Origin of the sequence: Methylomonas sp. LW13, assembly GCF_016865255.1 — a bacterium.
GTDB lineage: Bacteria > Pseudomonadota > Gammaproteobacteria > Methylococcales > Methylomonadaceae > Methylomonas.
The window spans coordinates 3,911,397-3,938,260 of record NZ_CP033381.1 but is presented as its reverse complement, the minus strand read 5'-3'; the positions used below and the strand labels follow the sequence as shown (position 1 = coordinate 3,938,260).

At 52.8% G+C, this 26,864-nt stretch carries 24 protein-coding genes; 20 read left to right on the top strand and 4 right to left on the bottom strand.

Annotated features, from left to right (window positions below; all coding sequences use genetic code 11):
* The first annotated feature begins 1 nt into the window (after position 1).
* The 16 genes from JL719_RS17695 to dapB all read left to right on the top strand — a co-directional run bounded on the left by JL719_RS17695 (position 2) and on the right by dapB (position 19,391).
* Entirely contained in the window at positions 2-2,218 is a 2,217-nt protein-coding gene (locus JL719_RS17695) for a TonB-dependent receptor (protein WP_033155585.1), read from the top strand.
* 10 nt (positions 2,219-2,228) lie between these two features.
* Positions 2,229-3,335 (top strand): HupE/UreJ family protein, encoded by a 1,107-nt coding sequence (locus JL719_RS17690; RefSeq protein ID WP_033155584.1) that lies wholly within the window; start codon positions 2,229-2,231, stop codon positions 3,333-3,335.
* Between the two features lie 211 nt (positions 3,336-3,546).
* The gene (locus JL719_RS17685; RefSeq protein ID WP_033155583.1) at positions 3,547-4,155 is read left to right on the top strand and encodes a MotA/TolQ/ExbB proton channel family protein; all 609 of its coding nucleotides are present in this window, start codon (positions 3,547-3,549) and stop codon (positions 4,153-4,155) included.
* Positions 4,133-4,468: a DUF2149 domain-containing protein gene (locus JL719_RS17680; protein WP_026147208.1), complete on the top strand. Its 336-nt coding sequence runs from the start codon at positions 4,133-4,135 to the stop codon at positions 4,466-4,468. Before JL719_RS17685 ends, JL719_RS17680 begins: the two co-directional genes overlap by 23 nt.
* The gene (locus JL719_RS17675; protein ID WP_033155582.1) at positions 4,455-8,408 is read left to right on the top strand and encodes a cobaltochelatase subunit CobN; all 3,954 of its coding nucleotides are present in this window, start codon (positions 4,455-4,457) and stop codon (positions 8,406-8,408) included. The genes JL719_RS17680 and JL719_RS17675 overlap by 14 nt, the downstream gene beginning before the upstream one ends.
* 265 nt (positions 8,409-8,673) lie before the next feature.
* On the top strand, positions 8,674-11,133 hold the full coding sequence (locus JL719_RS17670) for a TonB-dependent receptor (protein ID WP_033155581.1): 2,460 nt from the start codon (positions 8,674-8,676) through the stop codon (positions 11,131-11,133).
* Positions 11,134-11,368: 235 nt separating this feature from the next.
* Positions 11,369-11,698 (top strand): glycine zipper 2TM domain-containing protein, encoded by a 330-nt coding sequence (locus JL719_RS17665; RefSeq protein ID WP_033155580.1) that lies wholly within the window; start codon positions 11,369-11,371, stop codon positions 11,696-11,698.
* 65 nt (positions 11,699-11,763) lie between these two features.
* Positions 11,764-11,898, top strand: a complete 135-nt coding sequence (locus JL719_RS24305; RefSeq protein ID WP_256438894.1) for a hypothetical protein — start codon at positions 11,764-11,766, stop codon at positions 11,896-11,898.
* A gap of 355 nt (positions 11,899-12,253) precedes the next feature.
* Complete coding sequence (hrcA, locus tag JL719_RS17660; protein ID WP_033155579.1) at positions 12,254-13,294, top strand: heat-inducible transcriptional repressor HrcA; 1,041 nt, start codon at positions 12,254-12,256, stop codon at positions 13,292-13,294.
* Between the two features lie 50 nt (positions 13,295-13,344).
* The gene (gene grpE, locus JL719_RS17655) at positions 13,345-13,983 is read left to right on the top strand and encodes a nucleotide exchange factor GrpE (RefSeq protein ID WP_033155578.1); all 639 of its coding nucleotides are present in this window, start codon (positions 13,345-13,347) and stop codon (positions 13,981-13,983) included.
* A gap of 71 nt (positions 13,984-14,054) precedes the next feature.
* The gene (dnaK, locus tag JL719_RS17650; RefSeq protein ID WP_033155577.1) at positions 14,055-15,989 is read left to right on the top strand and encodes a molecular chaperone DnaK; all 1,935 of its coding nucleotides are present in this window, start codon (positions 14,055-14,057) and stop codon (positions 15,987-15,989) included.
* Positions 15,990-16,659: 670 nt separating this feature from the next.
* Positions 16,660-16,845 carry a hypothetical protein gene (locus tag JL719_RS17645; RefSeq protein WP_033155576.1) on the top strand — a complete coding sequence of 62 codons (186 nt, stop codon included), beginning with the start codon at positions 16,660-16,662 and terminating at the stop codon, positions 16,843-16,845.
* 36 nt (positions 16,846-16,881) lie between these two features.
* Positions 16,882-17,106, top strand: coding sequence for an addiction module protein (locus JL719_RS17640; protein WP_033155575.1), 225 nt, complete (start codon positions 16,882-16,884; stop codon positions 17,104-17,106).
* A complete protein-coding gene (locus JL719_RS17635; protein ID WP_033155574.1) occupies positions 17,103-17,396 on the top strand; it encodes a type II toxin-antitoxin system RelE/ParE family toxin in 294 nt (97 codons plus the stop codon). The genes JL719_RS17640 and JL719_RS17635 overlap by 4 nt, the downstream gene beginning before the upstream one ends.
* Positions 17,397-17,438: 42 nt before the next feature.
* Complete coding sequence (gene dnaJ / locus JL719_RS17630) at positions 17,439-18,578, top strand: molecular chaperone DnaJ (protein WP_033155573.1); 1,140 nt, start codon at positions 17,439-17,441, stop codon at positions 18,576-18,578.
* A gap of 3 nt (positions 18,579-18,581) precedes the next feature.
* The gene (gene dapB, locus JL719_RS17625; RefSeq protein ID WP_033155572.1) at positions 18,582-19,391 is read left to right on the top strand and encodes a 4-hydroxy-tetrahydrodipicolinate reductase; all 810 of its coding nucleotides are present in this window, start codon (positions 18,582-18,584) and stop codon (positions 19,389-19,391) included.
* A gap of 41 nt (positions 19,392-19,432) precedes the next feature.
* Here the strand turns inward: dapB and JL719_RS17620 are convergent, their stop codons facing one another.
* Positions 19,433-19,870 (bottom strand): NUDIX domain-containing protein, encoded by a 438-nt coding sequence (locus JL719_RS17620; RefSeq protein ID WP_033155571.1) that lies wholly within the window; start codon positions 19,868-19,870, stop codon positions 19,433-19,435.
* Between the two features lie 198 nt (positions 19,871-20,068).
* On the opposite strand from JL719_RS17620, the gene rapA reads away from it, so the two are divergent.
* Positions 20,069-22,831: an RNA polymerase-associated protein RapA gene (gene rapA / locus JL719_RS17615; protein ID WP_033155570.1), complete on the top strand. Its 2,763-nt coding sequence runs from the start codon at positions 20,069-20,071 to the stop codon at positions 22,829-22,831.
* A gap of 53 nt (positions 22,832-22,884) precedes the next feature.
* Here rapA and JL719_RS17610 read toward each other — a convergent pair whose 3' ends face one another.
* Positions 22,885-23,247 (bottom strand): PilZ domain-containing protein, encoded by a 363-nt coding sequence (locus tag JL719_RS17610; RefSeq protein WP_033155569.1) that lies wholly within the window; start codon positions 23,245-23,247, stop codon positions 22,885-22,887.
* A gap of 150 nt (positions 23,248-23,397) precedes the next feature.
* Here JL719_RS17610 and JL719_RS17605 point away from each other — a divergent pair, with 150 nt between their 5' ends.
* On the top strand, positions 23,398-24,684 hold the full coding sequence (locus tag JL719_RS17605) for a DEAD/DEAH box helicase (RefSeq protein WP_033155568.1): 1,287 nt from the start codon (positions 23,398-23,400) through the stop codon (positions 24,682-24,684).
* 60 nt (positions 24,685-24,744) lie between these two features.
* On the opposite strand, the gene JL719_RS17600 is transcribed toward JL719_RS17605, so the two are convergent.
* A complete protein-coding gene (locus tag JL719_RS17600) occupies positions 24,745-25,089 on the bottom strand; it encodes a cupin domain-containing protein (RefSeq protein WP_033155567.1) in 345 nt (114 codons plus the stop codon).
* 42 nt (positions 25,090-25,131) lie between these two features.
* On the opposite strand from JL719_RS17600, the gene JL719_RS17595 reads away from it, so the two are divergent.
* Positions 25,132-25,791 carry an HvfX family Cu-binding RiPP maturation protein gene (locus tag JL719_RS17595; protein WP_225892884.1) on the top strand — a complete coding sequence of 220 codons (660 nt, stop codon included), beginning with the start codon at positions 25,132-25,134 and terminating at the stop codon, positions 25,789-25,791.
* On the opposite strand, the gene JL719_RS17590 is transcribed toward JL719_RS17595, so the two are convergent.
* Positions 25,733-26,059 (bottom strand): DUF2288 domain-containing protein, encoded by a 327-nt coding sequence (locus JL719_RS17590; RefSeq protein WP_033155566.1) that lies wholly within the window; start codon positions 26,057-26,059, stop codon positions 25,733-25,735. The genes JL719_RS17595 and JL719_RS17590 overlap by 59 nt on opposite strands.
* An 83-nt stretch (positions 26,060-26,142) precedes the next feature.
* On the opposite strand from JL719_RS17590, the gene JL719_RS17585 reads away from it, so the two are divergent.
* Entirely contained in the window at positions 26,143-26,844 is a 702-nt protein-coding gene (locus JL719_RS17585; protein WP_033155565.1) for a TPR end-of-group domain-containing protein, read from the top strand.
* The last annotated feature ends 20 nt before the right edge of the window (positions 26,845-26,864 follow it).

The window sequence follows — 26,864 nt, the reverse complement described above, 5'->3', positions numbered from 1 at the left end:
GATGAAATCCTGCAATACCTATTTCAAAAAGAAGCACCTGGTCATCGGCCTGGAAATTATTTTAGGTCTGGCCTGTGCGGATCTGAACGCCGCACCAAATGCCGACGCGGAACCTGTCGAACAAACGGCGCAAGAGACCTCGCAACAGAGCACAAAGAAAGCCAAAACCGCTAAAAAGGTGGAAAAGTCCGAAGAACTGGAAGCGGTGCAAGTGGAAGAAGACGGCCGCGGCAAAAACCTGATCGGCATTGCACCGTCGGCCTCGCAAGGCGAAGTCAGCCAGAAGCAATTCGAATACCGGCCGTTCTCGCGGAACGGCGAATTGGTCGAAGTGGTGCCCGGCGCCATCGCCACCCAGCACAGCGGCTCCGGTAAGGCCAATCAATACTTTCTGCGCGGCTTTAACTTGGACCACGGTACCGATTTTACGACTTATGTCGACGGCATCCCGATGAACATGACTACCCACGCCCACGGCCAAGGTTATATGGACATCAACAGCATCATTCCGGAGCTGGTGAAAAAAGTGGAATACGGCAAAGGCCCGTATTACGCGGAAGTGGGGGACTTCTCGGCGGCCGGTTACGCCAAAATGTTCAGTATGGACAGGCTGGATAAAGGTATCGCCAAATTTACCGCCGGTTCGTTTGATTACTACCGAACGCTGGTGGCCAATTCCAGCAAAGTTGGCGACGGCGATTTGCTGTATGCCGGCGAATTCAATCTCTACAACGGCGTCTGGGAAGTGCCGGAAAATTCGAAAAAATTCAACGGCCAGTTACGCTACACATTGGATCGCGGCGATTGGGGGATGGCAATTAACGGCAAGGCTTACACCAATAGCTGGACCGCCACCAATCAGATTCCGCAGGCGGCTATTGATAGCGGTGCCATCGGTCTGTACGGCAGCATGGATCCTACCGACGGCGGCGAGAGCAATCGTTATAGCGCCTCGGCCAGCTTCTGGAACCAGGGCGGCAACTGGAAAAACGACGCGAATATCTACGCGGTCTACACCGATTTGAATTTGTTCTCCAATTTCAGTGGCTTTACCCGCGGCGGCGACGGCGACCAGATTTTGCAAACCGAACGCCGCGTGCAAACTGGCGGTCATTTCGAACACACCCGCTATAACAAGCTGTTCGGCTTTGAAATGGACAACAGCATTGGCCTGCAATTTCGTAATGACCAGATCATGGACTTGGGTCTATACGAAACCACAGCCCGGCAGATCGTCAATACCGTCAGCAAGAGCAATGTTGGTGTGACCACCGTGGGTACTTATTTCAAAAATACTACCCACTGGCACGATAAAGTCCGCACCATCGCCGGTTTGCGCGGCGATTTCATTAATAATGACGTCGAAGTGCTGGCCAGCGGCAGTGGCACGGCTGAGACCAACGCCGCTAACTCCGGCAGTCGCGGCAAAGCCATGATCAGCCCGAAATTGAGTCTGGTGGTCGGTCCCTGGTACAACACCGAATACTTCGCGAATATCGGTTACGGCTATCACTCCAACGACGCGCGCGGCACCACGCTGCAAGTGCATCCGGTCACCGGCACCGAGTTTGACCCCGATGGCAATGCGGTTAGTCCGCGCATCCGCCCGGCGGCCTGGTCGCGCGGCGGCGAAGTGGGTGCGCGTACCAATATCATCCCCGGTTTGAACAGCACCTTTGCCTTGTGGTGGTTGCAATCCAGTGAGGAGCTGGTGTTCGTCGGCGATGCCGGAACGACCGAAGTGAATGGTAAATCGCAACGCTACGGTATCGAGTTTACCAATTACTACAAACCCACCGAATGGCTGACGCTGGATGCCGACTATGCCTTGACCACGGCGCAATTCAACAAAGCACCGGATGGTGCGACCAATAAGTACATCCCCAATTCCGTGGGCCGGGTCATTAGTGCCGGTGCCCTGATCGAAGCCCCCAACGGTCTGTTCGGCACCTTGCGTTTCCGCCACTTCGGCAGCGTGCCGCTGGATGAATCCGGCGCGGTTTGGGCCGGCGATACCAACATCGTCAACTTGGGTGCGGGTTATAAGCAAAAGCAATACAAATTCGAGGTCGACATCTTCAATATTCTCGGTTCACAAAGCAACGATATTGCCTACAACTATGAATATAACTATCCAAACGGCGTTTCTGGCGCCGGCCTGATGAAACATCCGGTCGAGCCACGTATGGTGCGTGGCACCATCACGGTCAATTTTTAAGGATAGCCTGATGAAATTTGCTTCAACCCACTGGGCTATCAGCTTGATTGCAGTGTTGTTAACGCTGCAATCCGCCGGGGTTTATGCGCATCCACCCGGTCTAAGTTCGCTGGATGTAACGATCAACCCCGCGCAACTCGATGCCAAGGTGACTTTTGCCTTACAAGACATCGAAGCCTTTGCGCCGATGGATGCCGATTTGGACGCGGAGGTGACCGAAGCCGAGCGCGAAGCGGCCAAGCCGGCTATTGCCAAACTATTGGCCGAGCAACTGCGCGTGAATATCGATAGCCATGATGCTCTGCCCAGCGAACCAGGACAGGTCAGCTTTGACGATCAAAATAATGCGCGGGTGGAACTGCACTATCCGGGAGCTGTGCAAACCGCTTTGTTGGTACAGTCGAAGTTTTTGGCTTTGCTGCCCGACGGCCATCAGCAGTATTTGACGGTCAGGGACGCCAACGGCAAAGCGCTCAGCGAAAAAATGCTGGGCAAACACGACGATCAAATCAGTTTACCAATCGCCAACGCCGTGGCCGCGGAGTCCCCCCAAGCTCCGTTTGCGGCGTTCGGCGATTTTTTTAAGCTGGGTATCGAGCATATTCTCACCGGTTACGATCATTTGCTGTTTTTGTTCGCACTGTTGGCGGTCACTCACAGCTTTTGGCCGGCCTTAAAAATCATCACGTTTTTTACCGTTGCCCATTCCATCACGCTGGCTTGCGCCGGGCTTAATCTGATTGAACTGCCGAGCAGTTTCGTGGAGCCGTTTATTGCCGCGACGATTATCTATGTGGGGGTAGAAAACATCATCCGCGGCGACCATCCCAAAGGGCGGCATTGGCTGACTTTCGGATTTGGCTTGATCCACGGTTTTGGGTTTGCCGGGGTTTTGCAGGAAATGGATATTTCGTCCGGCGATACCGGGATTTTGTTGCCCTTATTGTCGTTCAACTTGGGCATAGAAACCGGGCAAATCGCCGTCGCGGCTATCGTGTTGCCGATGATCTGGTGGCTAAATAATAAGATAGAGACGGCCGAGAAGTTTTTGAAAGCCGGTTCGATTGCGGTCAGTTTGATGGGCGCATTCTGGTTGGTGGAGAGAACCATGCTGTAAAGAAAGCCCAAGGCGGGAGGCTAACCCGCAATAACTGGCACAAGGCCGGCTCCCGCTGGCCTGATCAATCCTTATCAAAAAAACGGTTCATAAGAGCCACGGATTGCTATTGCCTGTCGTTTGGGTAAACCGGTGATGGGGCTTTGGGTAAGCGCTTGAGAAAAATAGATTTTTTAATAAAACAACAACAATTTTATAGAGGAGGAAGGCCGTGGAACTCACCCATACGCTAGAACAAATTCTTTACATGATCTCGTCGTCGCTCTACTTGCCGGTATTGCTGATCGTCACCTTGCTGGCAGCGTATTCGATCTACACCTGTGGTCGTCTGGCCCAGGAATGGCTCGAGCGGCGCCAGGCCGGATCGCGTACCGTGCGCTTATTTAATCTCGATCTGGCCGTCGCGCTGGGGCGCCAGCAACGCGCCAATGCCGCGCCGCTGGATGTGGAATTGGAGTTGCTGTTGCAAACCCACGAACATCGGCAATTAATCAAACTGGATCAGGTGCGTTTCGTCATTAAATTGGGGCCAGCGCTGGGCTTGATGGGTACTTTGATTCCGATGGGGATTTCGCTGGCGGCCTTGGCGCAAGGCAATATTCCCAGCATGGCCGGTAGCATGGTCACCGCGTTTACCGCTACCGTCACCGGTTTGGGCTGCGGCGTGATCACCTATCTGGTGGCTTTGGTGCGCGAGCAATGGCTGCGCGCCGATTTCGCGGCTATGCGCCATCAAGCCGAGCTGGCCGCCAGCCGGACTCTGGACGCGCCGGATTTGACAATCGAGGAGGACGGCCATGCGCTATCTGAGACGCTCTAGTCTGCATCGTAACAGCGAGCCGCTGGAAGATCCGATTGCCGGCGTCGCCAATCTGTTCGACGCCAGCGTGGTGTTCATCGTCAGCATGATGGTGGCCTTATTCATGGCCTACAACATGCTGGATTTGATGAATCCGGAATCCACCGTGACGATGACCAAGGAAAACGCCGACGGCACCATGGAAATCGTCAGCAAGAAAGGCTCGCAAATCAAAGTGTCCAAAGTCACCGACCGCAAACTTAGCGGTTCCGGCGAACGATTAGGTACTGCGTACCGCTTGAACGACGGTAAGGTGGTTTATGTACCGGAATAAGTGCTGGCTTTGGCTGCCGGCTCTGCTGCTATGGCTGGCCGCAAGCAGCGCTTTCGCCGAAACGCCGCTCAACCTTAGCCTGATTCTCGGCGATCTGGACTCACAAACCGCTGTCGCCGCCACCGCTAAACTGCAAAATGATCCGCTGTTGCAAGGCGTCAAGTTGCGGGTGTATTCCAGCTCCAAATTGGCGCAAGCCGATCAGGCCGAATTGCAACAATCCAATCTGGTGCTGGCGCAAATCACCGGCCGCGGCATTCTGCGCGAGGGCGGCGAGGTGTTTAAACAGATCGCCGCGCATGGCGGCAAGCTGTACGCGGTGGGTTTGAGTTACGACGCCGATTTCGCCGATTACGGCCTGCAACTGGATAAGGACCTGCAAGCCTATATGTCGGCCGGCGGCGCCGACAATGCCGCCAATATGATCCGGCTGGCCTTGGCCAAATTCAAAAACGTCCAGGCCGACATTGCGCCGCCGCAAGCCCAACCGGAGATCGGCGCCTTCGATGTGCGCAGTAATAAGCTGTTTGCCGATTTCGACAGCTATCAAAAAGCTTACGCGGGTTTCAAAGCAGGCCAACCGTGGATAGCCATTTTGTTTTACCGTTCCTCGGCGCTGTCCGGCCAGACCGATACGGTAAAAACTCTTGCCGAAAATCTGGAGGCCAAGGGCTACAACGTGTTGCCGGCGTTCGGTTATCCCTACGACAAAACCCTGAAAAAAATGCTGGTCGACGGCAACGGCAAATCCCGCGTCGAAGCCATCGCCGCGTTGGCTCTTAAAATCGGTGCCAGCCCGGACAAAACCGTGCCGACCTTGACCCGCTTGGGCGTGCCGGTATTGAACGGCATCGCCTTGAACAGCCAAAGCCAGACGCAATGGACCGAATCGGCCACCGGCCTGGATGTGATGGAACGGGCTTGGCAAGTGGCCTTGCCGGAATTTGCCGGCGAAATCGCCCCGACCGTAGTCGCCAGCAAAGAAAGCGTGCACGATAAAGCCACCGGCCAGGATTTCGTCCGGGAAACGCCGATTCCGGAACGCATCTCCCGTTATGCCGACCGCCTGGATAAATGGGCGAAGTTGCGGCATACCGCCAACGCCGACAAAAAAGTCGCGCTGCTGTATTACAACTACCCGCCCGGCAAGGAAAACATCGGCGCCTCGTATTTGAACGTGCTGCCTGAATCGCTGTTGAACATCATGCAGCGCATGCGTCAGGAAGGTCACCAATTGGGTGATGCGCCGACAGACGGCGCAGCCTTGAAAGCCGCCGTGAAGAACCACGGTATCAATCTGGGTAACTGGGAGCCGGGCGCGATTGCCGAAGCCGCCGCCAGCGGCCGCGCGGTGTTGTTGCCGATCGAAGATTACCAAAAATGGTTCGCCACGTTGCCGGAAACCTTTAAAGCCGCCATGCTCAAGTCTTGGGGCAAACCGGAAGACAGCAAAATCGGCGCCTGGACCGATACTAAAGGTAAACACTTTTTGATCCTGCCTGCGCTGCAATACGGCAACTTGCTGCTGGCACCGCAACCGTCGCGCGGCTGGGAGCAGGACGTCAAAAAGCTGTATCACGACGTGACCATGCCGCCGCACCATCAATACGTAGCGTTTTATCTGTGGTTGCAAAAAGGCTACCGCGCCGACGCGATGATCCACCTGGGCACTCACGCCACCCACGAATGGCTGTCCGGCAAGGAAGTCGGTTTCACCGCCGCCGATCCCGGCGAAATTTTGATGGCCGACGTGCCGCAAATTTACCCCTACATCATGGACGACGTCGGCGAAGCTTTGCAGGCCAAGCGCCGAGCGATGGCCACCATCATTTCGCATATGACGCCGCCGCTGGACAAGGCCGACTTGAATCCGGAGCTGGCCAAACTGGCCGGCTTATTGGACGACTACAATGTCGCTGCGCAAAAAAGCGAGCAACTGGCGAAGATTCGTTTGGACGAGATCAATCAAATCGCCGCCAAGGCCGGCTTGTTGAAGGACCTGAAAATGGAGCGAGCCGAAGACGAGGAGCAACTGGAAGAACTGGAGCATTATTTAAAGGAAATCCGCGAAAAGAAAGTGCCGATGGGTTTGCATACTTTTGGCAAAGCGCCGGACGAAGCGGCCAGGCAGCGTTTCGCCGAAGCCATCGTCGCCCGCGATCCGAAATTGAAAGGCGAGGCTTTAAAGCAAAAAATCCAGGCTACCGCCAAACTGATTGCCGATAGCGCCAACGCCGAAATGAACGCGCTGGTGGATGCGCTGGCCGGCCGCTACATCCCCGCTGGCAGTGGCGGCGACCCGTTGCGCAACCCGGACGCCTTGCCGACCGGTAAGGATTTGTACGGTTTCGATCCGTCGCGGATTCCCAGCGAAGCGGTTTACAACGAAGGCGCGCGGCTAGCCGAGCAAGTGGTCGCCGACTTTAAAAAGCAGCACGGCCACTATCCCGAGCGCTTGGTGTTCAATTTGTGGGGCGTGGAAAGCTCGCGCCATGAAGGCGTGATGGAAGCCGAAATCATGCATCTTCTCGGCGTCAAACCGCACTGGGACGAACGCGGCCGTACCCAGGGCGTGGACGTGATTGCTCGCGACAAACTGGGCCGGCCTCGCGTCGATGTCACCATCATCCCGTCCGGCTTGTACCGGGATTTGTTTGCCTCGGTGATCAAACTACTGGATCAAGCCGAAACCAAGGCGCAGGAACAGGACGAGCCGGATAATCCGTTACGCCGGCATATCCAGGAAACCCAGGCCGAATTGGTCAAGCGCGGCTTGAAGCCGGAGGAAGCGCTAGACATGGCCTCGGCCCGCTTGTTCAGCGTGCCGTCCGGCGCTTACGGCACCAATCTGGACCGAGCGATTCCGTTGTCCAATACCTGGACCGACGAAAAGCAACTGGCCGACGTGTTCTTTAACCGCATGCACCACGTCTACGGCCGCGGTCATTGGGGCGAAGCAGCCAGCAAGGACGCGACGCTGGCTGTGGACTTGTTCAAATTGTCGTTGAAGGATACCGATGCGGTGATCCACAGCCGCTCCAGCAACGTCTACGCCACACTGGACGGTGACGACTTCTTCCAATATCTGGGCGGTACCGCGATGGCGGCAAGGCAAGTGAACGGCAAAACCCCGGAAGTGTTGGTCGCCGATCTGGCTGACCCAACTGCGGCCAAGACCATGAGTTTGGAGCGTTATCAGGGGCGGGAGATGCAGAGTCGCTACCTGAACCCGAAGTGGATAGAGTCGATGTTGAAGGAAGGTTACGCCGGCGCCCGCTTCATCAATATGGTCGCGGAAAACCTGTGGGGCTGGCAGGTGACGGTGCCGGAAGCGGTTGGCGCCGAAAAATGGCAAGCCATGTACGAGACCTATGTCGAGGACAAATACCAGCTCGACATCCAGAAAAAGTTCGAGCAAGCCGACAACTTGCTGGCTTATCAGGCCATGGTGGATCGGATGCTGGTAGCGATCAACAAAGGTTATTGGCAGGCCGATCCGGCGGTGAAAGCCAAGCTGGAGCAGGTTAACCGGGAAGTCATCGCCAAGGCCGGCGTGGCCTGCAACAAGGACACCTGCAGCAGCCCGGAGATCACCAAGCTGGCCGAGCAACAGGATGCGGCCAAAGCCGCCAAAGCCGCCGCGCCCGGTGCGCAAGCGCAGCCACCGGCACCCGTAGCGGCTCAAACGCCACCGCAGCCTACTCAATCTCAACAGCCGCCAGCCGCTCAGCAACCGCAGGCTCAAGCACAAGCCGCGCCGGATGCCGCCAAGCCTCTGGAAGGTTATGAGATGGAAGAGAAAAAAGCCGCCAGCGAAAGCACTGAACAGCAACAAACCTTGAGTTCGGCGCAGAGCTGGTGGTTGAGTTTTGCGATCTTGCTGTTGTTTGTTGCCGGTTATTGGCACGGCAGTTGGGAACAGCGGAAGGACAAAGCCTAGCGCTTGGCTGGAAAAACCCTGGCCTCCTTGTTACAGCGAGGGCGGTAACTCAGGAAATTCGGCAGCCATCATCCCCGTTTTCGTTGGGATGATGGCCACAGGGATTTTAGGGGGCTCACGTAGGCTCGATATGAATAGTAGCGTGGCGCCTCAGGGGGGAAATTCAAGTAGGGGCCTGTTCTTGATGTAAGAAGAATTAAAAATAAATCTAACATGACCATGAAGCGCCGTTTTTTTATAAGGTGCATTACCGGAGGAATCGACTTTGTCTCGTTTACACGTAATAACGCTGCTGGCCCTGACCAATTTGGCTTACAGCAATCAAATCCTGGCAGAAGATAGCGATCAAAGCGTCGTGGGGCCAGCCGAAACCGCTAACACCGACAATCCGGCCAGCAACGATGAGTCGCTGGGCACGATGGTGGTGACCGCCACGCGCTCGGAAATCAGTGCATCGATGGCGCCGGCCAATGTCAGTGTCATCACCACCGAAAATACCGAAAACCGCCTGACCCAACGGATTGGTGATGCGTTGAAGGACGTGCCGGGGATATATTTGCGGGGTAGTGCTTATGGTACGAGTATGCCAGGCTCCAGCTTAAGTTCCTCAGCATTTCATGGTGTCAGTGGTACCAATCGATCACTGTTCCTGGTTGACGGCTTGCCGGTGAATCTGCCCAATAATGGCAGCGTCGATTGGAACATTCTGAATATGGACGACGCTCAGCAAGTGGAATATGTCCCTGGACCCTTTTCAGCGCTGTACGGTAGTGGCGCGATGGGCGGTGTACTGAATGTGATCTCCAAAGTCCCCACTAAGCGCGAAGGACGTCTGTCATTTGGTGCCGGTGGCGCGGCTGTTGATCAATGGGGCATCAAAGGCCGTTACCGGGATCGTTTCGAAAACGGAGTGGGGATTTCCGTGACCTTCAACCACATGGATAGCGATAACTGGGCGGTGTCGGATTACGTGACGGCTTCGCCGGTTAGCTTTACGCCACCGGCTAGCGTGATACCGAATCCGGTAGTCAGAGCGAATACGGCTACCGCGTTAAGAAACGCCGCGACACCGGTATTCGGTGCCATTCCGACCGCAACCACCCAAGGTGGCTCGACCTACATCATAGGCGACAAAGGGGATCGCCCTTGGGAGCAGAACACCGCTTCCTTGCATCTCTATTACGATTTGACTGATAGCACCGAGATTGATGGCGGTATGAGCTGGAGCCGCAGCGAAACCAGCGCAGGGACGTTTAACAGTTATTTGACCACTGCCGGAGGCTCGCCAATTGCAATCGCTAACGGAAACCCCACTGTCAATTCAGTCGCCGGCGTGGCCGGCCTGGCACAAAGCAACAACTTGAATTTGAATGGCCAACGTCTTTCCGTCTACGAACAGCAGTTCTTGCATTTCCTGCCCTCTGTGGAAGATACGCGGCGCTATTTTGCGCACCTGAAACATGATTTTGGGCATGACGTGAAATTGAATGTCGATTTTCAATACATGGATCACGAGACTTATTCGCCTAGCCCAAACAGTGCGGCGTTCGACGATACCTTAAGCGGCGGCAGAGGCCAGTTAACCGTCACGCCTAGCCAGCGGATCGACGGTAACGTGGCATTGCGCTTCCCGTTTTTGTGGGATCAACGTAACTTTGTCACGGTCGGTTTTGGCGCAAACCACAACAATTTGGAAGGCCAAAAACGTTTGGCCTTGAGTAATTGGCAAGATTGGTCCTCAGTGACGAATACTGTTTACGATGGCAAGGGCGAGTCGAGTATTTACTCCGCCTTTATTCAGGACGAAATTTGGCTGCGTAAAAACTTGATTGCTCATCTTGGCGTGCGTTATGACGACTGGTCAACTTCCGGTTCCATCGTACAAAAGGCTACTGTCACTTCCACGGGTACCACCACTAACCTGACGCAAACATACAGCGAACGTTCCGTGTCGCAATTTAATCCCAAATTCAGTTTGACCTGGTTGCCGGCGGATGGCTGCAAGCTGTTTGCTTCAACCGGTTGGGCATTTCGTCCACCCACCAACTCGGATTTGTATTCGACATCACAAACGGCTAGCGGCAGTGTTTTTACCTTGACGCAAGCCGGGCCGAATCTGAAACCGGAAACCATGTATTCATGGGAAGTAGGCGGAGAGGCCACCCCCATTGAAGGTACAACGATTGCCGCCTCGTATTTTCACCATTACATTTCTGATTTGATTTACCGTAAAGATACGACATTAAGCGCAACCAATCGGCTTCAGGAGCGGCAAAATGCGGGTGAAGCGGAGGTTGAAGGCGTGGAGGCCAAATTAAGGCAGAAATTGTATTGGGACTGGCTGCATTTTACCGGAACCTACACCTTAAACGACTCAATAATTACCAAGAACGAGGCGAATCCGCTGTCGGTTGGCAAGCAGATGGTGTTGTTGCCGGAGACCATGTTCAGTGGCGGCTTGGATGTCAAATATGAGCAGTGGAGCGGTGGCATTATCGGGCGCTATGTCAGCCAGCAGTATACGAACGACCAAAACCTGGATCAAAGGGCCGGCGTCCCAGGGAGTTACGACCCTTATTTTCTGGTCGATACCCGTATTGCTTATCAAGCGACGAAAAATATCGATCTGTCGTTTTCTGTGAATAATCTGTTGGATCGGGAATATTCCTCTTTTTATCAACAAGCCGGCCGCACCGTTTATGGGGAGGTGTCTTACAGCTTCTAATGCGATTGACTGTCGCCTCCGGCGCAATCTGCTCCGGATATTCGGTTTGCGAATATCCGGAGTAATGGCTATTGGTAGTTTATAGCCCTCGCTTAGCGTGCACAGTTCACAAAAATTGGCAATGTAAGCGCCGACTTTGTTGTCTTCATCTGTTCTTAATCTTTTCCTAATCAAGACTTAAACATTGCTCTCTAGAATCAAGTCATAGATAAATTATTCTCGATAAAGGGGATTTATGTTTAGAGTGGCAAGTGTCGTTGTAATCAGTCTGTTGATTTCGCCGTTAGCGATGGCAGATGGGCATGGACGAGGTCATCACAAACATCACCACCATGACCGGTACGTCGAGGTCGAGCGGGTGTATGTGCCGGGGCGGGTTACGCAGTACGTCCCGGCACCGCCGCCCGCGCCGCGCTACGACAGATACGACCAACGCTCCACTCAGGGCTTGGTAGGCGGCGCGTTAGGCAGTGCGGCGGGTTACGAGATGAGTAGAGGCGACCCGTTGGGAGCCGGCATCGGTGCCGCCGCCGGCGCCTGGATCGGCAACAGTATGAGCCGTTAATCAGCTACCGCCAATCAATTAACCGGTTTTGAATTTTTGGATGACTCATGCGACAGGAGGACAAAATGAGAATAAAAAATGGTAAAAAATATCAACAAGAGCAATACAGCAGAGTAGAAAAGTTATTGAATGTATTGTTGTTTTTTGTCGTTGCCTACTATAGCTACTATGTGTTGTCTTTCTCCCAAATGGGGGCTTGAGACCACTGGCGGTTGCGGTTTATTGTCTGTTTGCGTTCCTGCCATACAGTCCGGATAAGCAAACGCTAGATCGAATCAGAACCCTGCCAAGTCGTAAGACTTGCAGGGTTTTTTATTGCCGGTTGTTGGGCAATATCGAAGATACATCTAAAAATCGTAATTCTGGAACAAACTGCCCATCGATCCGTTCTCCACGACACGGGGGCTTCGGATATTCAATCCCAGCCCTTGATTGTGCTGGCTGCGCTTAGTTTATTCATAACCTGTTCAAGCCGTTGACAAGGCCGAACCCAGCTGATAGCTTTGCTGTCTGGCACTCACCAATATCGAGTGCTAACGGAATTTGGGGGATGACGTGGCTGGCGGACAAGATTTAAACGAAAGATCGCTGTATTTATTAAAAACCTTGGTTGAGCGTTATATTCAGGACGGTCAGCCTGTTGGTTCGCGTTTGTTATCTAAAGATCCGCAGTTAAAGCTGAGCCCCGCCAGCATTCGCAATGTGATGGCGGATCTGGAAGAGATGGGTTTGATCCATTCCCCGCACACATCCGCCGGCCGAGTCCCGACCGTGAGCGGCTATCGTTTATTTGTCGACAGTTTGTTAACCGTCAAGCCTTTGGCATCCAGCGAATTGGACCAACTGCAACATGGCCTGAAAGGGGAGGCCGATAAAGCCAGTGACGTGTTGAATAAGGCTTCCAAATTATTGTCGGACGTAACGCGGATGGCCGGCGTGGTGACTTTGCCGCGCAGAGAAAGCGTCACCTTGCGGCACATCGAATTTCTGCCTATGTCCAATACTCGGGTGTTGGTGATTTTCGTCACCGACGACCAGGAAGTGCACAATAAAATCATTCATACCCATAAGCAATTCAGTCCTGCGGAATTACAACAGGCAGCCAACTATTTGAATTCGGTTTATTCCGGCCGCAGCTTGGCGAAAATTCGCGATTTGGTGGTGCGGGAGATGGAGCTCGATCAGCGGCAGGTCAATCAAGGCATGATGGACGCGGTGAACATGGCGCAGCTGACCTTCAGCGAACAACCCAACGACGACTATGTGTTGAGCGGCGAAACCAATCTAATGGGCTTTTCCGAGTTGTCGGATATGGAACGACTCAAACAGTTGTTCGAAGCTTTTAGCCAAAAGCGCGGCGTCATTCATTTATTGGATCAGTGTCTACAGGCCGAAGGCGTGCAGATTTTTATCGGTGAAGAGTCCGGCTATAGCGCATTCGATCATTGCAGCCTGGTGACGGCGCCTTATTCGGTGAATGACGAAGTGGTGGGGGTGTTGGGCGTGATCGGCCCCACCCGCATGGCGTATGAAAAAGTGATTCCGTTCGTGGATGTGACGGCAAAATTATTGGGCGCGGCCTTGAATCCCAAATAAATGGCCCTATCGTTAGGCCAACTAAAAAATTTAGAACCATGGAGTAAGTAATGAGTCATCAGCAATCTAGCCACGAACCCCAATCGGATAGCGATTTGATCGCCGAAGTTTTGGAACAGACCAAGCCAATCGACGCCGACGAACAGCCAACCGAAGCATCTGGCGCCGCCCCAGTCACTGTGGAAGCCTTACAGGAACAATTGGAGCAAGCTCAGCAACTGGCTGCTGCCAACCTGGATAAAGCCATCCGCACCATGGCCGAGATGGAAAATTTAAAAAAGCGCGTGCAAAAAGACTTGGACGACGAACGCAAATACGGTCTGGCCAAATTTGCGAAAGAATTGCTGAGTGTTCTGGATAGTTTGGAATTAGGCCTGCAAGCGGCAACCGGCGATAGCCCGGAGATAGTGAAACTACGCGAAGGCAGTGAATTGACCATCAAGCAATTCGAGTCGGTATTTGCCAAGTTTAATATCGAAACTGTCGACCCCATCGGTCAAGCATTCAATCCGGAATTGCACCAGGCGATGGTCATGCAGCCAAGTGCCACCGCCCAACCCAATACCGTGTTAAACGTCTTCCAAAAAGGCTATGTGTTGAACGGCCGTTTATTGCGCCCTGCCATGGTGGTGGTGGCGAAAGCCGAGGACAAACCTGCCGATAGCGCAAAAATCGATGAGCAGGCTTGAAATTAAGACGATCAACCGCATATCGCTAACAACTTTTTAATTTATTACCAATTCAAGTCTGGAGAATATCAATGGGCAAAATGATCGGCATCGATTTAGGAACCACCAACTCCTGCGTCGCAGTCCTGGAAAACGGCACCGCGCGGGTTATCGAAAACAGCGAAGGCGCGCGCACCACGCCTTCCATCATCGCTTTTACCGGCGACAATGAAGTATTGGTCGGCCAGTCCGCCAAACGGCAGGCGGTTACCAACCCTGAAAACACTTTGTTCGCGATCAAACGTTTGATCGGCCGCCGTTTTAAAGAAGACGCGGTACAAAAAGACATCAAAATGGTGCCTTACAAAATTATGGAAGCCAACAACGGCGACGCTTGGGTGGAATGCCACGGTAAGAAAATGGCGCCGCCGGAAGTGTCATCCCGCGTGTTGATGAAACTGAAAAAAGACGCCGAAGCGTTCCTGGGTGAAGAAGTCACCGAAGCGGTCATCACCGTACCGGCTTACTTTAACGATTCACAACGTCAAGCGACCAAAGACGCCGGCCGTATCGCCGGTCTGGACGTCAAACGCATCATCAACGAGCCGACCGCGGCGGCCTTGGCGTTTGGCATGGACAAACCGAAAGGCGACACCACCATCGCAGTTTATGACTTGGGTGGCGGTACTTTCGATATTTCCATCATCGAAATCGCTGAAATCGAAGGCGAGCACCAGTTCGAAGTATTGGCCACCAACGGCGACACCTTCCTGGGCGGTGAAGACTTTGACTTGCGCATCATCGACTTTTTGGCCGGCGAATTTAAACGCGACAGTGGCATCGATCTGCACAACGATCCATTGGCCTTGCAACGTCTGAAAGAAGCGGCAGAAAAAGCCAAAATTGAATTGTCGTCAGCTGAGCAAACCGACATCAATCTGCCGTACATCACCGCCGACGCATCCGGTCCGAAACATTTGAACGTCAAACTGACGCGCGCCAAACTGGAGTCGCTGGTTGACGAGTTGATCGAAAGAACCAAAGGCCCTTGCTTGCAAGCGATTAAAGATGCCGGTATTTCGACCTCTAAAATCAACGATGTGATTCTGGTTGGCGGTCAAACTCGGATGCCGAAAGTCCAAGCCTTCGTTAAAGAGTTGTTTGGTAAAGAGCCACGTAAAGACGTTAACCCTGACGAGGCGGTAGCTTTAGGTGCGGCGATTCAAGCCGGCGTATTGGGCGGCGACGTTAAAGACGTACTGTTGTTGGACGTAACACCACTGTCTTTGGGTATCGAAACCCTGGGCGGCGTGATGACCAAACTGATCGAGAAAAACACCACGATCCCAACCAATGCGTCGCAAACCTTCTCGACTGCGGACGATAACCAAACTGCGGTTACAGTACACGTGCTGCAGGGCGAACGGGAAGTGGCTGCCGGTAATAAATCCTTGGGTCGTTTTGACTTGCAGGACATTCCACCGGCACCGCGCGGCATTCCGCAAATCGAAGTGTCGTTTGACATCGACGCCAACGGTATCTTGAACGTATCGGCGAAAGACAAAGCCACCGGCAAGAAACAATCCATTGTGATTAAAGCCTCCAGTGGTTTGTCGGATGACGAAGTCGAGCGCATGATCAAGGACGCCGAAGCGCACGCCGACGAAGACCGGAAACTGAAAGAACTGGTGTCGGCGCGTAACTCGGCGGAAGGCATGATTCACGCCACCGAAAAATCGTTGAAGGAACTGGGCGACCAAGTGTCCGGCGACGAAAAGTCGGCCATCGAATCGGCGATCAAAGACTTGCAGGCGGTCCTGAAATCTGACGACAAAGAGGCGATTGAAGCCAAAACCCATGCCTTGACCGAGTTATCCGGCAAGTTGGCAGAGCGCGTTTACGCACAGAAAGGTGCGGAAGGCGGTGCTGAGGCTGGACATGCGGCTGGTGCATCTGAAGCCGCTGCAGAGCACGATCACAACGTGGTCGATGCGGAATTTGAAGAGGTTAAGGACGATAAGAAGTAAAGCTTAGGGCGGATGGCTGTCAGTCAAGCCATCGGTTGTACATAAGGCGGAATGCTTAGTAGCTTCCGCTTTATGTGTGTACCAACATAGCTGCATATTAACGAAATGAATTCAGAAGTTGAAATCAATGGAAGATTGGAAAAATGTGAGTTTATTTTTTCCAGGAAATCGCCCAATGCAATAACTGGCCCGAGTGGGCTGGATTCTTGGCAACAGAATAATTACGATGCGAGAGTCATTTCGCCAGATGTAAGAGTTCCTGGGAAATACACTATTTATTACAACGGAAAGCGCTTGGTTTTCGAGGCCGTACGACCTGATATACCTGATGGAATGTTAGGTTATGTTTTGGAGTCGACAGACTAGTTTTGTAGGGTACGCACCGCGTACCTTTTTGACTGTCGGTCGCCAACGATGGGTTTTGTGACGTCTCGACAATCGAAAGTGAAGCCCGCGTAGGTCCGATTAGCGGAGCGTAATCGGACGCAGGTTTCGAATATACATTCCTCTGATTACGCTATCGGTAAACGGAGCTGCCTTGATTCCATATTGGTTGGTATAAATCGATTCTGTGAGAACGCATTTACACGAGGTTGGATGAATCGAAATATTAATATGTTCAGTGACGTAGGGTACGCACCGCGTACTTTTTTGTTTTTGTGAGGTAGATATGCAAACTGCTGTTACGGAAGTCAAAGAATTATTGAATAGGCTGCCTGAAGAAAGCAGTTATGAAGATATTCAATATCATTTGTATGTCATCGCTAAAATCCAGCAGGGAATAACCAGGGCAAAAACCGAAGGGACTGTTTCCCAAGAGGAAGTGGAAAAACAATTCGATCGAGTGTTTGCTTGAGTACAAACTTCCAAGGTATTTTTTGAGGTAAGAATAATGGATAGCACAGTAATCGAGCGCGAAGCCCTTCATCTTCCTGCGGCGGAACGCGCTAAACTTGCTCATAATTTATTGTTAAGCTTAGAAAACCTCTCCGATGCTGAATTGCATGAAGCTTGGTTGGATGAAGCTCAACGACGTGCCGACGAAATAGATCAAGGTTTGGTCGAATTAATTTCAGCGGAGGAAGTCAGCGCTAAAGCGCGGTTATTGTTGAAATGAATTATCGATTTCACCCCGGCGCTCAGCATGAACATTTAGAAATTATCGGATTTTACGAATCAAGGCAGCCGGGTTTAGGTGCTGCTTATTTGGCGGAGTTTGAGAGTTTTATGATTGGCGTTGCCAATATGCCGGGGCGTTATCGAGTTGAGCGAAAACCAAATATTCGAGTGGTTTCCCTGCTTAAATTTCCTTATAGAATTATCTTTAGGGATAATCACGAGGGTGTACAAGTTTTGGCGGTTTCGCATAAGAAAAGAAGGCCCGATTATTGGTTGGGCCGGTTATAACTGAATATATCCACACTGAATAATAATACCCAAGACATATAAATGGCCGCAAAAGAAGACTTTTACAAACTGCTGGAACTGGATCGCAACGCGAGCGAAGCCGAAATCAAGAAGAGCTATCGCAAGATGGCGATGAAATTTCATCCCGACAGAAACAAGGATAATCCGGAAGAAGCGGAGAAGAAATTCAAGCTGGTCAAGGAAGCATACGAGATTTTGTCCGACCCCAAAAAACGCGCGGCTTACGATCAATTCGGTCATGCCGGCGTCGATTCGTCGATGGGCGGCGGTCGCGGCGGCTTTAGCGGGGCGGAGAATTTTAGCGATATTTTCGGTGATGTGTTCGGCGATATTTTCGGTGGTGGTCGGCAGCAACGCAGCAGCGTGCAACGCGGCGCTGATTTACGCTACAACCTGGAATTAACCCTGGAAGAAGCGGTTGGCGGGACCGAAGCGACCGTCAAGGTACCGGTATTGGTGGCTTGCGTTGAGTGTAACGGCAGCGGCGCTAAAAAAGGCAGCAGCCCGGTCACCTGTAATACCTGTCATGGTCACGGCCAAGTCAGGATGCAACAAGGTTTTTTCTCGGTACAACAAACCTGTCCGACTTGTCGGGGTACCGGCAAGCAAATCAAGGATCCTTGCCCGAAATGTTACGGCCAAGGCCGCGTGCAGGAAACCAAGACTTTAAACGTCAAAGTCCCGGCCGGTGTCGATACCGGTGACCGGATTCGTTTGGCTGGAGAGGGCGAAGCCGGTGCGAACGGCGGACCAGCGGGGGACTTGTATGTACAGGTGCAGGTCAAGGATCATCCGATCTTCACCCGCGATGGTGCGAATCTTTACTGCGAAGTGCCAATCAGTTTCCCGATGGCCTGTTTGGGTGGCGAGTTGGAAGTACCTACGCTCGACGGCAAGGTGATGTTGAAAATTCCGCCGGAAACCCAAACCGGACGCATGTTCCGTTTGCGCGGTAAAGGCGTGAAACCGGTCAGGGGCGGCGCGGTCGGCGACCTGTTGTGCAAGGTGCAACTGGAAACACCGGTGCATCTGACCAAAGATCAAAAAGCCATGATCGAGAAGTTGGGCGAATCCTTATCCGGCGGCGGCAAACACCACAGTCCGCAAGAGCATGGCTGGATGGATGGTGTGAAAAACTTCTTCGACAAGTTGACGGGATAAACCATGGTGCGGATTGCGGTAGTGGGTGCTTCCGGGCGCATGGGTTTATGTTTGTTGAAAGCCGCGCTGGCGGCTGAAAACGCCGAGTTGACGGTGGCAGTGTCGCGGCCGGACAGTCTGGCAATCGGTAAGGATGCCGGCGAACTTGCCGGTGTGGCTGCGGCCGGCATTCAAGTTAGCGACGATTTGGCAGCGCTAACTGATAGGTTTGACGTATTGATCGACTTTACCCGGCCAGATGCGTCGATGGATTACATAGAAATCTGTCGGCAAGCTGGCAAGAAAGTAGTAATCGGCACTACCGGTTACAGCGATGCGCAAAAAGCCGCGATTGCCGAGGCTGCCAAGGATGTCGCAATAGTCATCGCGCCAAATTTCAGTGTCGGCGTCAATCTGTCCTTAAAGTTGCTGGAAATGACCGCCAAGGTGATGGGTGATTACACCGACATCGAAGTGGTTGAAGCGCATCACCGTCACAAGGTCGATGCGCCATCCGGTACCGCGTTGAGGATGGGCGAGGTAGTTGCCGCAGCCTTGGGACGCGATCTGAAAGACTGCGCCATCTATGGCCGCGAAGGCGATACCGGCGCGCGCGACCGCAAAACCATCGGCTTTTCCACTATCCGGGCCGGCGATATAGTCGGCGAGCATACGGTAATGTTTGCCGACGAGGGCGAGCGGGTGGAAATCACTCACAAAGCCAGCAGCCGTATGACCTTTGCCAATGGTGCGGTAAGAGCCGCGGCTTGGTTAGCGGACAAACCGAAGGGGTTGTTCGATATGCAAGACGTGTTGGGTCTGAAAGGCCGATGAGGTCTTAAATCTTGTCTGCACGCCGCTGAATCAGCTAAGGCTTATATTCGTAGAGGCGTTACCTCGCCAGTCAGTTTATAATGCCGGTAATCCGCAATAACCTGGGCGTGGTCGAAAGCCAACAGGCTGGGCAGATTGTCGAAGTTGAATAAACCAAAGTTTTTAGCATCGTCGGCCGCCATCGGTGTGCCAAGCGCTTGCGCGAGATAGACGGCGGTGACAGTGTGGTTGCGTGGGTCGCGTTGTGGATTGGAGTAAAGGCCCAGCAGTACGGTTAGTTGTACATCCAGACAGGTTTCTTCCTTGGCTTCGCGGATGGCCGCGTGCTCAATCGTTTCGCCGACATCGACAAACCCGCCGGGTACTGCCCAGCCGTAGGGTGGATATTTTCGCTCTATCAACACGAAAGGACGCTGGGGGTGGTCGATCAGTTCGATCAAAATATCGGCGGCTAACAAGGGGGTGACGGGCTTTGCCATGGCATTCCTGAAAATGATGAGTTTTAGTGCATTGAAAATAGGCGTGTTCTGCTAAATTTAACCATGTTTTCAAGCGTTGCTGAAATTCTCGATGTTTTTTCCTCGACCAATTAATCATGAATTAATCGGCTTTTCATATCATCCCAGCCGCTTTACACGGCGCTTTTAAAGTCGAATCAAATTTCCAAGAATCAAAACATGAATGAGTTTATTCCCGGCCAACGCTGGATTAGTAATACCGAATCCGAATTGGGTTTAGGTATGGTGATGGATGCTGAATTTAACCGCGTCACCGTGCTGTTTTTAGCGACCGGCGACCGGCGGGTTTACGCCAGAGATAACGCGCCTTTGACCCGGGTGCAGTTCAACGAAGGCGATGTGATCGAATCGGCGGATTTCGCGAAGATTAGCGTGCAACAGGTGCAGCAGCACAACGGTTTGTTGACCTACATAGGTGTTGATGAAGACGGTCAGTTGCAGCAAATCGATGAGATGGAGCTTAACCATCATATTCAATTTAACAAACCGCAAGATCGTTTATTTACCGGTCAATTCGACCCGACAGTCTGGTTTTTACTGCGCTACGAAACCTGGCGACGTCAGCAACAGCATCAGCAAGCGGCTACCAAAGGTCTACAGGGCGCGCGAGCGTCACTGATTCCGCATCAGCTCTATATTGCCCATCAAGCCGCCAGCCGCGCCTTGCCGCGCATCATGCTGGCCGATGAAGTGGGGCTGGGGAAAACCATAGAAGCAGGTTTGATCATTCAACATCGCTTGATCAACGGTTTAAGCAAGCGGGTGTTGATTTTGGTGCCGGAAAGCCTGCTGCATCAATGGTTGGTGGAGATGCTGCGCCGCTTCAATCTGCGTTTCAGCATTTTCGACGAGAGCCGCTGCTTTGCCTGTCCCGACGAGAACCCGTTTCTCAGCGAGCAATTGGTGCTGTGCAGCCAGCGTTTTTTTGCCGATTCCCCGCATCGCCAGCAACAAGCCTTGGATGCCGGCTGGGATTTGGTGGTGGTCGACGAAGCCCATCATCTGGAATGGAGCGAAGATGCACCTAGCGCCGACTATCTATTCGTCGAGCAATTAGCCTTGGCGTCTCCCGGTCTGATTCTGTTGACCGCGACCCCTGAGCAATTAGGTAAGGAAAGCCATTTTGCGCGTTTGCGCTTGCTCGATCCCGACCGTTTCTATCGGTTTGAGCAGTTCTTGCGCGAAGAAAGCCAGTTTGAACCGGTAGCCAGACTGGCCAATTTACTGATTTCCGGCGCAGCGCTGGATGCCGAACAGCAGGAGCAATTGAAAAACTTATTAAGACAGGACAATGTCGACAAACTGCTGCAACAGGTTAACGACAGCCAAGCCATTGCTCGGGAAGAATTGATCAAATTGCTGTTAGATCATCATGGTACCGGTCGGATTTTATTCAGAAACTCTCGGCAAACCGTGCAGGGCTTTCCGGATCGGCAACGCCATGCTTATCCGCTGCAAGGTGAAGACACGGCGGATTTGGCTAACAGCCCGTATCTGCATTGGTTGGTTGAGCAGTTGAAAGCCTTGGGTGACGAAAAAGCCCTGTTAATCTGCAAACGCGCGGAAACGGCAATCCAACTGGAGCAATTGTTGCGGCAGCACGTTGGCCATACCGCAGCGGTGTTTCATGAAGGCATGAGTATCGTCGAGCGGGATCGGGCTGCGGCGTTTTTTGCAGACGAAGAGAGCCGGGCGCAAGTATTGATTTGTTCGGAGATCGGTAGCGAAGGCCGCAATTTTCAATTCGTGCGCCATCTGTTTTTGTTCGATCTGCCGGAAAATCCGGATTTGTTGCAACAACGCATCGGTCGTCTGGATAGGATAGGCCAGAAGCATGTCATTCAAATTCATATCCCTTATTTGCTCGATAGTGCCCAGCACGTGTTATTCCGCTGGTACGACGAGGGCCTGGACGCATTCCGGCATAATTGTTCAGGTGCCGCGCAAGTCTTGAAGTTGCTCGGCGATGCTCGTGACAGCGCGTTGCTCAGCCGCGATGCGGCGACAGTAGAAGCATTGATCGCCAATACCAAGGCTTTGAACAGTCAGGTTGAAGAGGAATTGCATAAAGGCCGCGATTTGCTGTTGGAGCTAAATTCTTGCCGGCCGCAAGAAGCCGCGCGCCTCGTGGAAGAGATCAGTGCCGGCGAACGCGACGGTAGTTTGTGGCCGTTTATGGAAGCGATGTTCGACTGTTATGGCGTCGATGTTGAAGACCATTCGCGCGATTGTCATATCCTCTGGCCCAGCGAAAATCTGCGCATCGCCCATTTTCCGATGCTGCAAGACGACGGCCTGACGGTAACGATCAACCGAGACATCGCGCTGGCCAGGGAAGACATGCAGTTTTTGACCGCCGAGCATCCCATGGTATTGTCGGCCATGGATTTGGTGTTATCCAGCGAGACCGGCAATGCCGCGGTCAGCGTGGTCAAACATCCGCAACTCAAAGCCGGCCAATTCCTGTTGGAGTTGTTGTTTGTTGCCGAATGCAGTGCGCCCGCCGAATTGCAAATCGGCCGATTTTTACCGCACACGCCGCTGCGCGTTTTGGTCGATCAAAATAAAAAGGATCTAACGGCTGTTATTAGCCACGACAGCTTAGTGGAGACCGGCGATAGCTTCGATAAGGCGCAAATCAGCCAGTTTTTGAACAGCCAACGTCAGCATATTCAGGATATGATCAAAGTCGCGGAGCAGTTGGCGGGTGCGCAAATGCAGAAGTTGATAGCGGAAAGCAGTAATCTGATGATAGCCACGCTAACCGGGGAAATCAAACGACTGGTGCGGCTGAAAAAGATCAATCCCGGCATCAAGGAGCAGGAAATAGAGCAACTCAAGGAGATGACCATGCTCTCGCACGAAAGTATACAGGAAACTCAGTTGCGGCTGGATGCGGTGCGGTTTGTGATTACCAGCTAACTTGCCGACAGCGATTTACGGCGAGCAGGTGCCGTTTTGTGCCGGGATGACGATTAAGCGGTTTTGATCAGCACGGTGGTGTCGTCCAGTTCCACGCATTCAAACATCAGATCGTCGATAGAACCTTCCACGTGGTCTACGTAGTGTAAGCCGCATTCCGAATCGACATGTTGATGTTTCAGAATGCCGTGTACACTGAACGGCGTTCCCGATTCAGGCAATACCATGGTGATTTTAACTTTGCCGGCAACATCGGGACTGATGGGGTCTTGAAGCTTAACCCGGATGCCGCTATAGCTGATGTCCAGAATTTCCGCATTCAGCGAAATTTCCCGGGGTGTTCTGCTATTGAAAATAATGCCGGCCTGCAGGCCTCTAGGTTTTACTCTACGGTGAATTCGTTTTTCGAAACTCATGTGTTGTGGCCTCTGCTGAAGAATTGCGGTAATGCTATTGAGGATTTAGTGTAGGTGCAAAGTCAGTTTTTGCTACTGTGGCGTGCCCATCATGCCATATCTTTTCTATTCATACACCCGTTAATTGCGGGCATAAAATAAGGTTTTTGCATGTTATTTTCAGAATTGGGTTTGTCCGAGCAACTACTTAAGGCGGTTGCCGAACAAGGCTATGAAACCCCGACGCCGATTCAGGCGCAGGCCATTCCGGTCATTTTGCAAGGCCGCGATGTGTTGGCCGGCGCGCAAACCGGCACCGGCAAAACCGCCGGGTTCACCTTGCCTTTGCTACAGTTGCTGCAAGGACAACCGGTTCCGCAAAAGCCGCGTCCGGTTCGGGTATTGATTTTAACGCCAACCCGCGAATTGGCGATGCAAGTCTATGAAAGCGTCAGAACCTACGGCAAGCATTTACCTTTTTTTGCCGAGGCGATATTTGGCGGCGTTAGTATTAATCCGCAGATTCAGAAGATCCAGCGCGGCACCGATATTGTCGTTGCTACGCCCGGCCGTTTGCTGGATTTGATTCAGCAACAACATCTGGATTTGTCGAAGGTCGAGCATTTTGTACTCGACGAAGCCGACCGAATGCTGGATATGGGTTTTATCCGCGACATTCGTCGAATCATCGCGTTGTTGCCGAGTAAACGCCAGAACCTGCTGTTTTCGGCGACCTATGCTCCGGAAATCAGCGCGCTGGCGGAACAAATTCTCACCGATCCGGTTGAAATCGCTGTCGCCAAACGCAATGCCGCCGCCGATACCGTCTCGCAATTGGTTTATGGCATTAGCCGCGAATACAAGCGCGAATTGCTGTCCTACCTGATAGGCAACGGCCATTGGCAGCAGGTATTGGTGTTCGTTCGCACCAAGCACGGCGCGGATCGTTTGGCCAAGCAGTTGATCAAGGATGGTATCCGTTGCGCGGCCTTGCACGGTGATAAAAGCCAGGGGGCCAGGGTGAGGGCGCTTGAAGATTTTAAAAACGGTTCGATTACCGCATTGATTGCCACCGACATTGCCGCGCGCGGCCTGGACATTGATCAATTACCGCATGTGGTGAATTTCGATTTGCCGCAAGTAGCTGAAGATTACGTACACCGCATCGGCCGTACTGGCCGTGCCGGCGCCGAGGGTCAGGCAATTTCGCTAGTCGATCCGGAAGAGGCTTATTTGCTCGCCGCCGTCGAGAAACTGTTGAAAAGGCAGATTCCGCGAGTCGACGATACCGGCTATCCCAGCGTGTCATTGGCCGTGACCAATAGCAAGCCACAGCCGAAACCGGCTCAGCCGAACAAGCCAGCAACCAGGCGGCCGCAAAATGGCCGGCCTGGGGAGTCGACTAAACGAGCGCCGAATTCGCGCAAACCGCGTCCGCAAACTGCCAAGCCCCGTTAATCCGTTTGACGTGTCGTGCCCGGTCATGGGCACGGCATTCGTCTCCCGCCGAATGCCGGTTTATTCCGCAACCGGCTCTGCGTACATATGGACTGCCAGCCATATAGATTCAATATCCGGATGGGTCCAATCCACCCTATGCCGGCAATGCGCTGGAATCAGCAGATAGTCGCCCGGCTTCAAGTCCACAGGCGCAGATTGGGCAAATGTCAGCCGTGCTGCGCCTTGTAACAATATTACCCACTCGTCCTGATTTTGATTGTACCACTCGTTTTCCGCGCTGCAATGGCCCTTGGAAACGATGCGTTCAATGCGAATAGTAGGCTTGCTAAACAAGGTTTGGCATAATTCTATTGGCAACTGAGCTGGAATGTCTGTAAAAATGCACGAACTGCTGATGTTCATAAAAGCGGGTACATAATAAAAAATTGGGGGAGGGGAATGAATATGAATAATACGTCTTTTACTGCGTTAATGGCGGTGGTTATCGATAAACTACCGGGGATTATGCAACTGTCGCAACGCAGTTGCGATACTGCTAAATGCGTGGATTTTTTGGCGCCGCTGTTGCTGCGGCTGTATTTGGCACCGGTATTTTGGATGGCGGGTACCAAAAAATTTGCCAATTTTTCCGACACGGCCGAGTGGTTTGGTAATGCTGAATGGGGCTTGGGTTTGCCGGCGCCCTATGTGTTGGTGTTTCTGGTCGCGCTATTTGAAATTGTCGGCGCCTTGTTTTTACTGTTAGGTTTTGCCACCCGGCCTATCACTTTGCCATTGATGATCATCATGGTGGTCGCAGCGGTCAGCGCGCATCTCCAAAACGGCTGGTTGGCCATTGCGGCCGGTAGCGGCATTTTTGCTAGCGAACGTACGATAGGTGCGATAGAGCGACTGGAGCGGGCCAAGGAAATTTTACAGGTGCAGGGCGACTATCAATGGCTGACCGAGAACGGCGCCTTGGTGATACTGAATAACGGGGTTGAGTTTGCCGCCACCTATTTCGTCATGTTGCTGGCTTTGTTTTTCCTGGGCGGCGGCCGGTTTGTCAGTGTGGATTATTGGCTGGCGCGCAAGTATTTGCCTGAACTAACACCCAGGGCCTGACCACCACAGCCCACACCGAACTGTTGGCACTGATCCATTCGCCGGCCTGTCGATCCGAAACATGACCGATTAGGCCGGCTTCCAGCCATTGCTCAACTTGCGCCTTGTTGTCGCGCGAGAACTGATAAGCCACTTCTACCAGATCCAGTTCCTTTGCAACCGAGATTGCCAGGCCGGCCGCGAAAAATCGTTGCAACTCGGCCCAGGGAATGGACGAGGTTTCCAAATTCACCTTGGCTTTTTCCAGATCGGGGAGAGAGTCGTTCATTAACATTTTCCGGTTGGGATGTTGTAGTATGCCCAGCTATTTTATCGTAACCCGGTTTATAAAACAGAAGTGAGGATTCATCGATGTCGCTATTGAGTTCATTTAAAAAGCGTTCCACCCTGGACGCGGCGATCAAGCAAGTTGCCCAGGCCCGTAAAAGCGAAGGCAGCAAAGCCGAGCAACTATACAAGGGTGCGTATCAAGGCTTTGCTAATGTCATTGCCGACCATTTGATCGTCTCCGAAGCGCTGTATCACTGGGGATTTGGGCTATTACACGAAGCCCGGACTCAAGAACCGAAAGCCGCTATTGAAATTTACGAAGATGCCATTTCCAAGTTTTCATTTTGCTTATTGATTTCGCCTAACTATTTGGGGGCGGCGATAGACGGCGGCGTAGCATTTATGGAATTGGCCCGCATCAGTGCCGAGGCGGCGAAGCCCGACCTTTACGATTTGGCGGAAGATTTTTTCGAGAAGGCCTGCGCCATTCAAAAAGGCAGCGCGGCTTACAATCTGGCCTGCGTTTATGCGTTGCGCGGCGATAACGACGCCTGCTTGGCCGCACTGCAAACCGCCAGGGAATTTGGTAGTTTGCCCGACGAACAAAATATATTGCAAGACGACGATATGGCCGGCGTGATTAATGCCCCTTGGTTCAAGGCGTTTATGGAGGAGGTAAGCGCCACGCCGGCCCCGGAAAAAACCAGAATCAAGGATGTTGAAATTAATGTGGAGCCGGGCTTTAAGATAGAGAAAAAAGAGGACTTTGATTACTACTCATAAGTTATTAGGCCGCCCAAACT

Coding starts and splice junctions, on each gene's coding strand:
- JL719_RS17695 (WP_033155585.1), top strand. CDS start 2: ATGAAATCCTGCAATACCTATTTCAAAAAGAAGCACCTGGTCATCGGC.
- JL719_RS17690 (WP_033155584.1), top strand. CDS start 2,229: ATGAAATTTGCTTCAACCCACTGGGCTATCAGCTTGATTGCAGTGTTG.
- JL719_RS17680 (WP_026147208.1), top strand. CDS start 4,133: ATGCGCTATCTGAGACGCTCTAGTCTGCATCGTAACAGCGAGCCGCTG.
- JL719_RS17675 (WP_033155582.1), top strand. CDS start 4,455: ATGTACCGGAATAAGTGCTGGCTTTGGCTGCCGGCTCTGCTGCTATGG.
- JL719_RS17665 (WP_033155580.1), top strand. CDS start 11,369: ATGTTTAGAGTGGCAAGTGTCGTTGTAATCAGTCTGTTGATTTCGCCG.
- JL719_RS24305 (WP_256438894.1), top strand. CDS start 11,764: ATGAGAATAAAAAATGGTAAAAAATATCAACAAGAGCAATACAGCAGA.
- grpE (WP_033155578.1), top strand. CDS start 13,345: ATGAGTCATCAGCAATCTAGCCACGAACCCCAATCGGATAGCGATTTG.
- dnaK (WP_033155577.1), top strand. CDS start 14,055: ATGGGCAAAATGATCGGCATCGATTTAGGAACCACCAACTCCTGCGTC.
- JL719_RS17645 (WP_033155576.1), top strand. CDS start 16,660: ATGCAAACTGCTGTTACGGAAGTCAAAGAATTATTGAATAGGCTGCCT.
- JL719_RS17640 (WP_033155575.1), top strand. CDS start 16,882: ATGGATAGCACAGTAATCGAGCGCGAAGCCCTTCATCTTCCTGCGGCG.
- JL719_RS17635 (WP_033155574.1), top strand. CDS start 17,103: ATGAATTATCGATTTCACCCCGGCGCTCAGCATGAACATTTAGAAATT.
- dnaJ (WP_033155573.1), top strand. CDS start 17,439: ATGGCCGCAAAAGAAGACTTTTACAAACTGCTGGAACTGGATCGCAAC.
- dapB (WP_033155572.1), top strand. CDS start 18,582: ATGGTGCGGATTGCGGTAGTGGGTGCTTCCGGGCGCATGGGTTTATGT.
- JL719_RS17620 (WP_033155571.1), bottom strand. CDS start 19,870: ATGGCAAAGCCCGTCACCCCCTTGTTAGCCGCCGATATTTTGATCGAA.
- rapA (WP_033155570.1), top strand. CDS start 20,069: ATGAATGAGTTTATTCCCGGCCAACGCTGGATTAGTAATACCGAATCC.
- JL719_RS17610 (WP_033155569.1), bottom strand. CDS start 23,247: ATGAGTTTCGAAAAACGAATTCACCGTAGAGTAAAACCTAGAGGCCTG.
- JL719_RS17605 (WP_033155568.1), top strand. CDS start 23,398: ATGTTATTTTCAGAATTGGGTTTGTCCGAGCAACTACTTAAGGCGGTT.
- JL719_RS17600 (WP_033155567.1), bottom strand. CDS start 25,089: ATGAACATCAGCAGTTCGTGCATTTTTACAGACATTCCAGCTCAGTTG.
- JL719_RS17595 (WP_225892884.1), top strand. CDS start 25,132: ATGAATAATACGTCTTTTACTGCGTTAATGGCGGTGGTTATCGATAAA.
- JL719_RS17590 (WP_033155566.1), bottom strand. CDS start 26,059: ATGAACGACTCTCTCCCCGATCTGGAAAAAGCCAAGGTGAATTTGGAA.
- JL719_RS17585 (WP_033155565.1), top strand. CDS start 26,143: ATGTCGCTATTGAGTTCATTTAAAAAGCGTTCCACCCTGGACGCGGCG.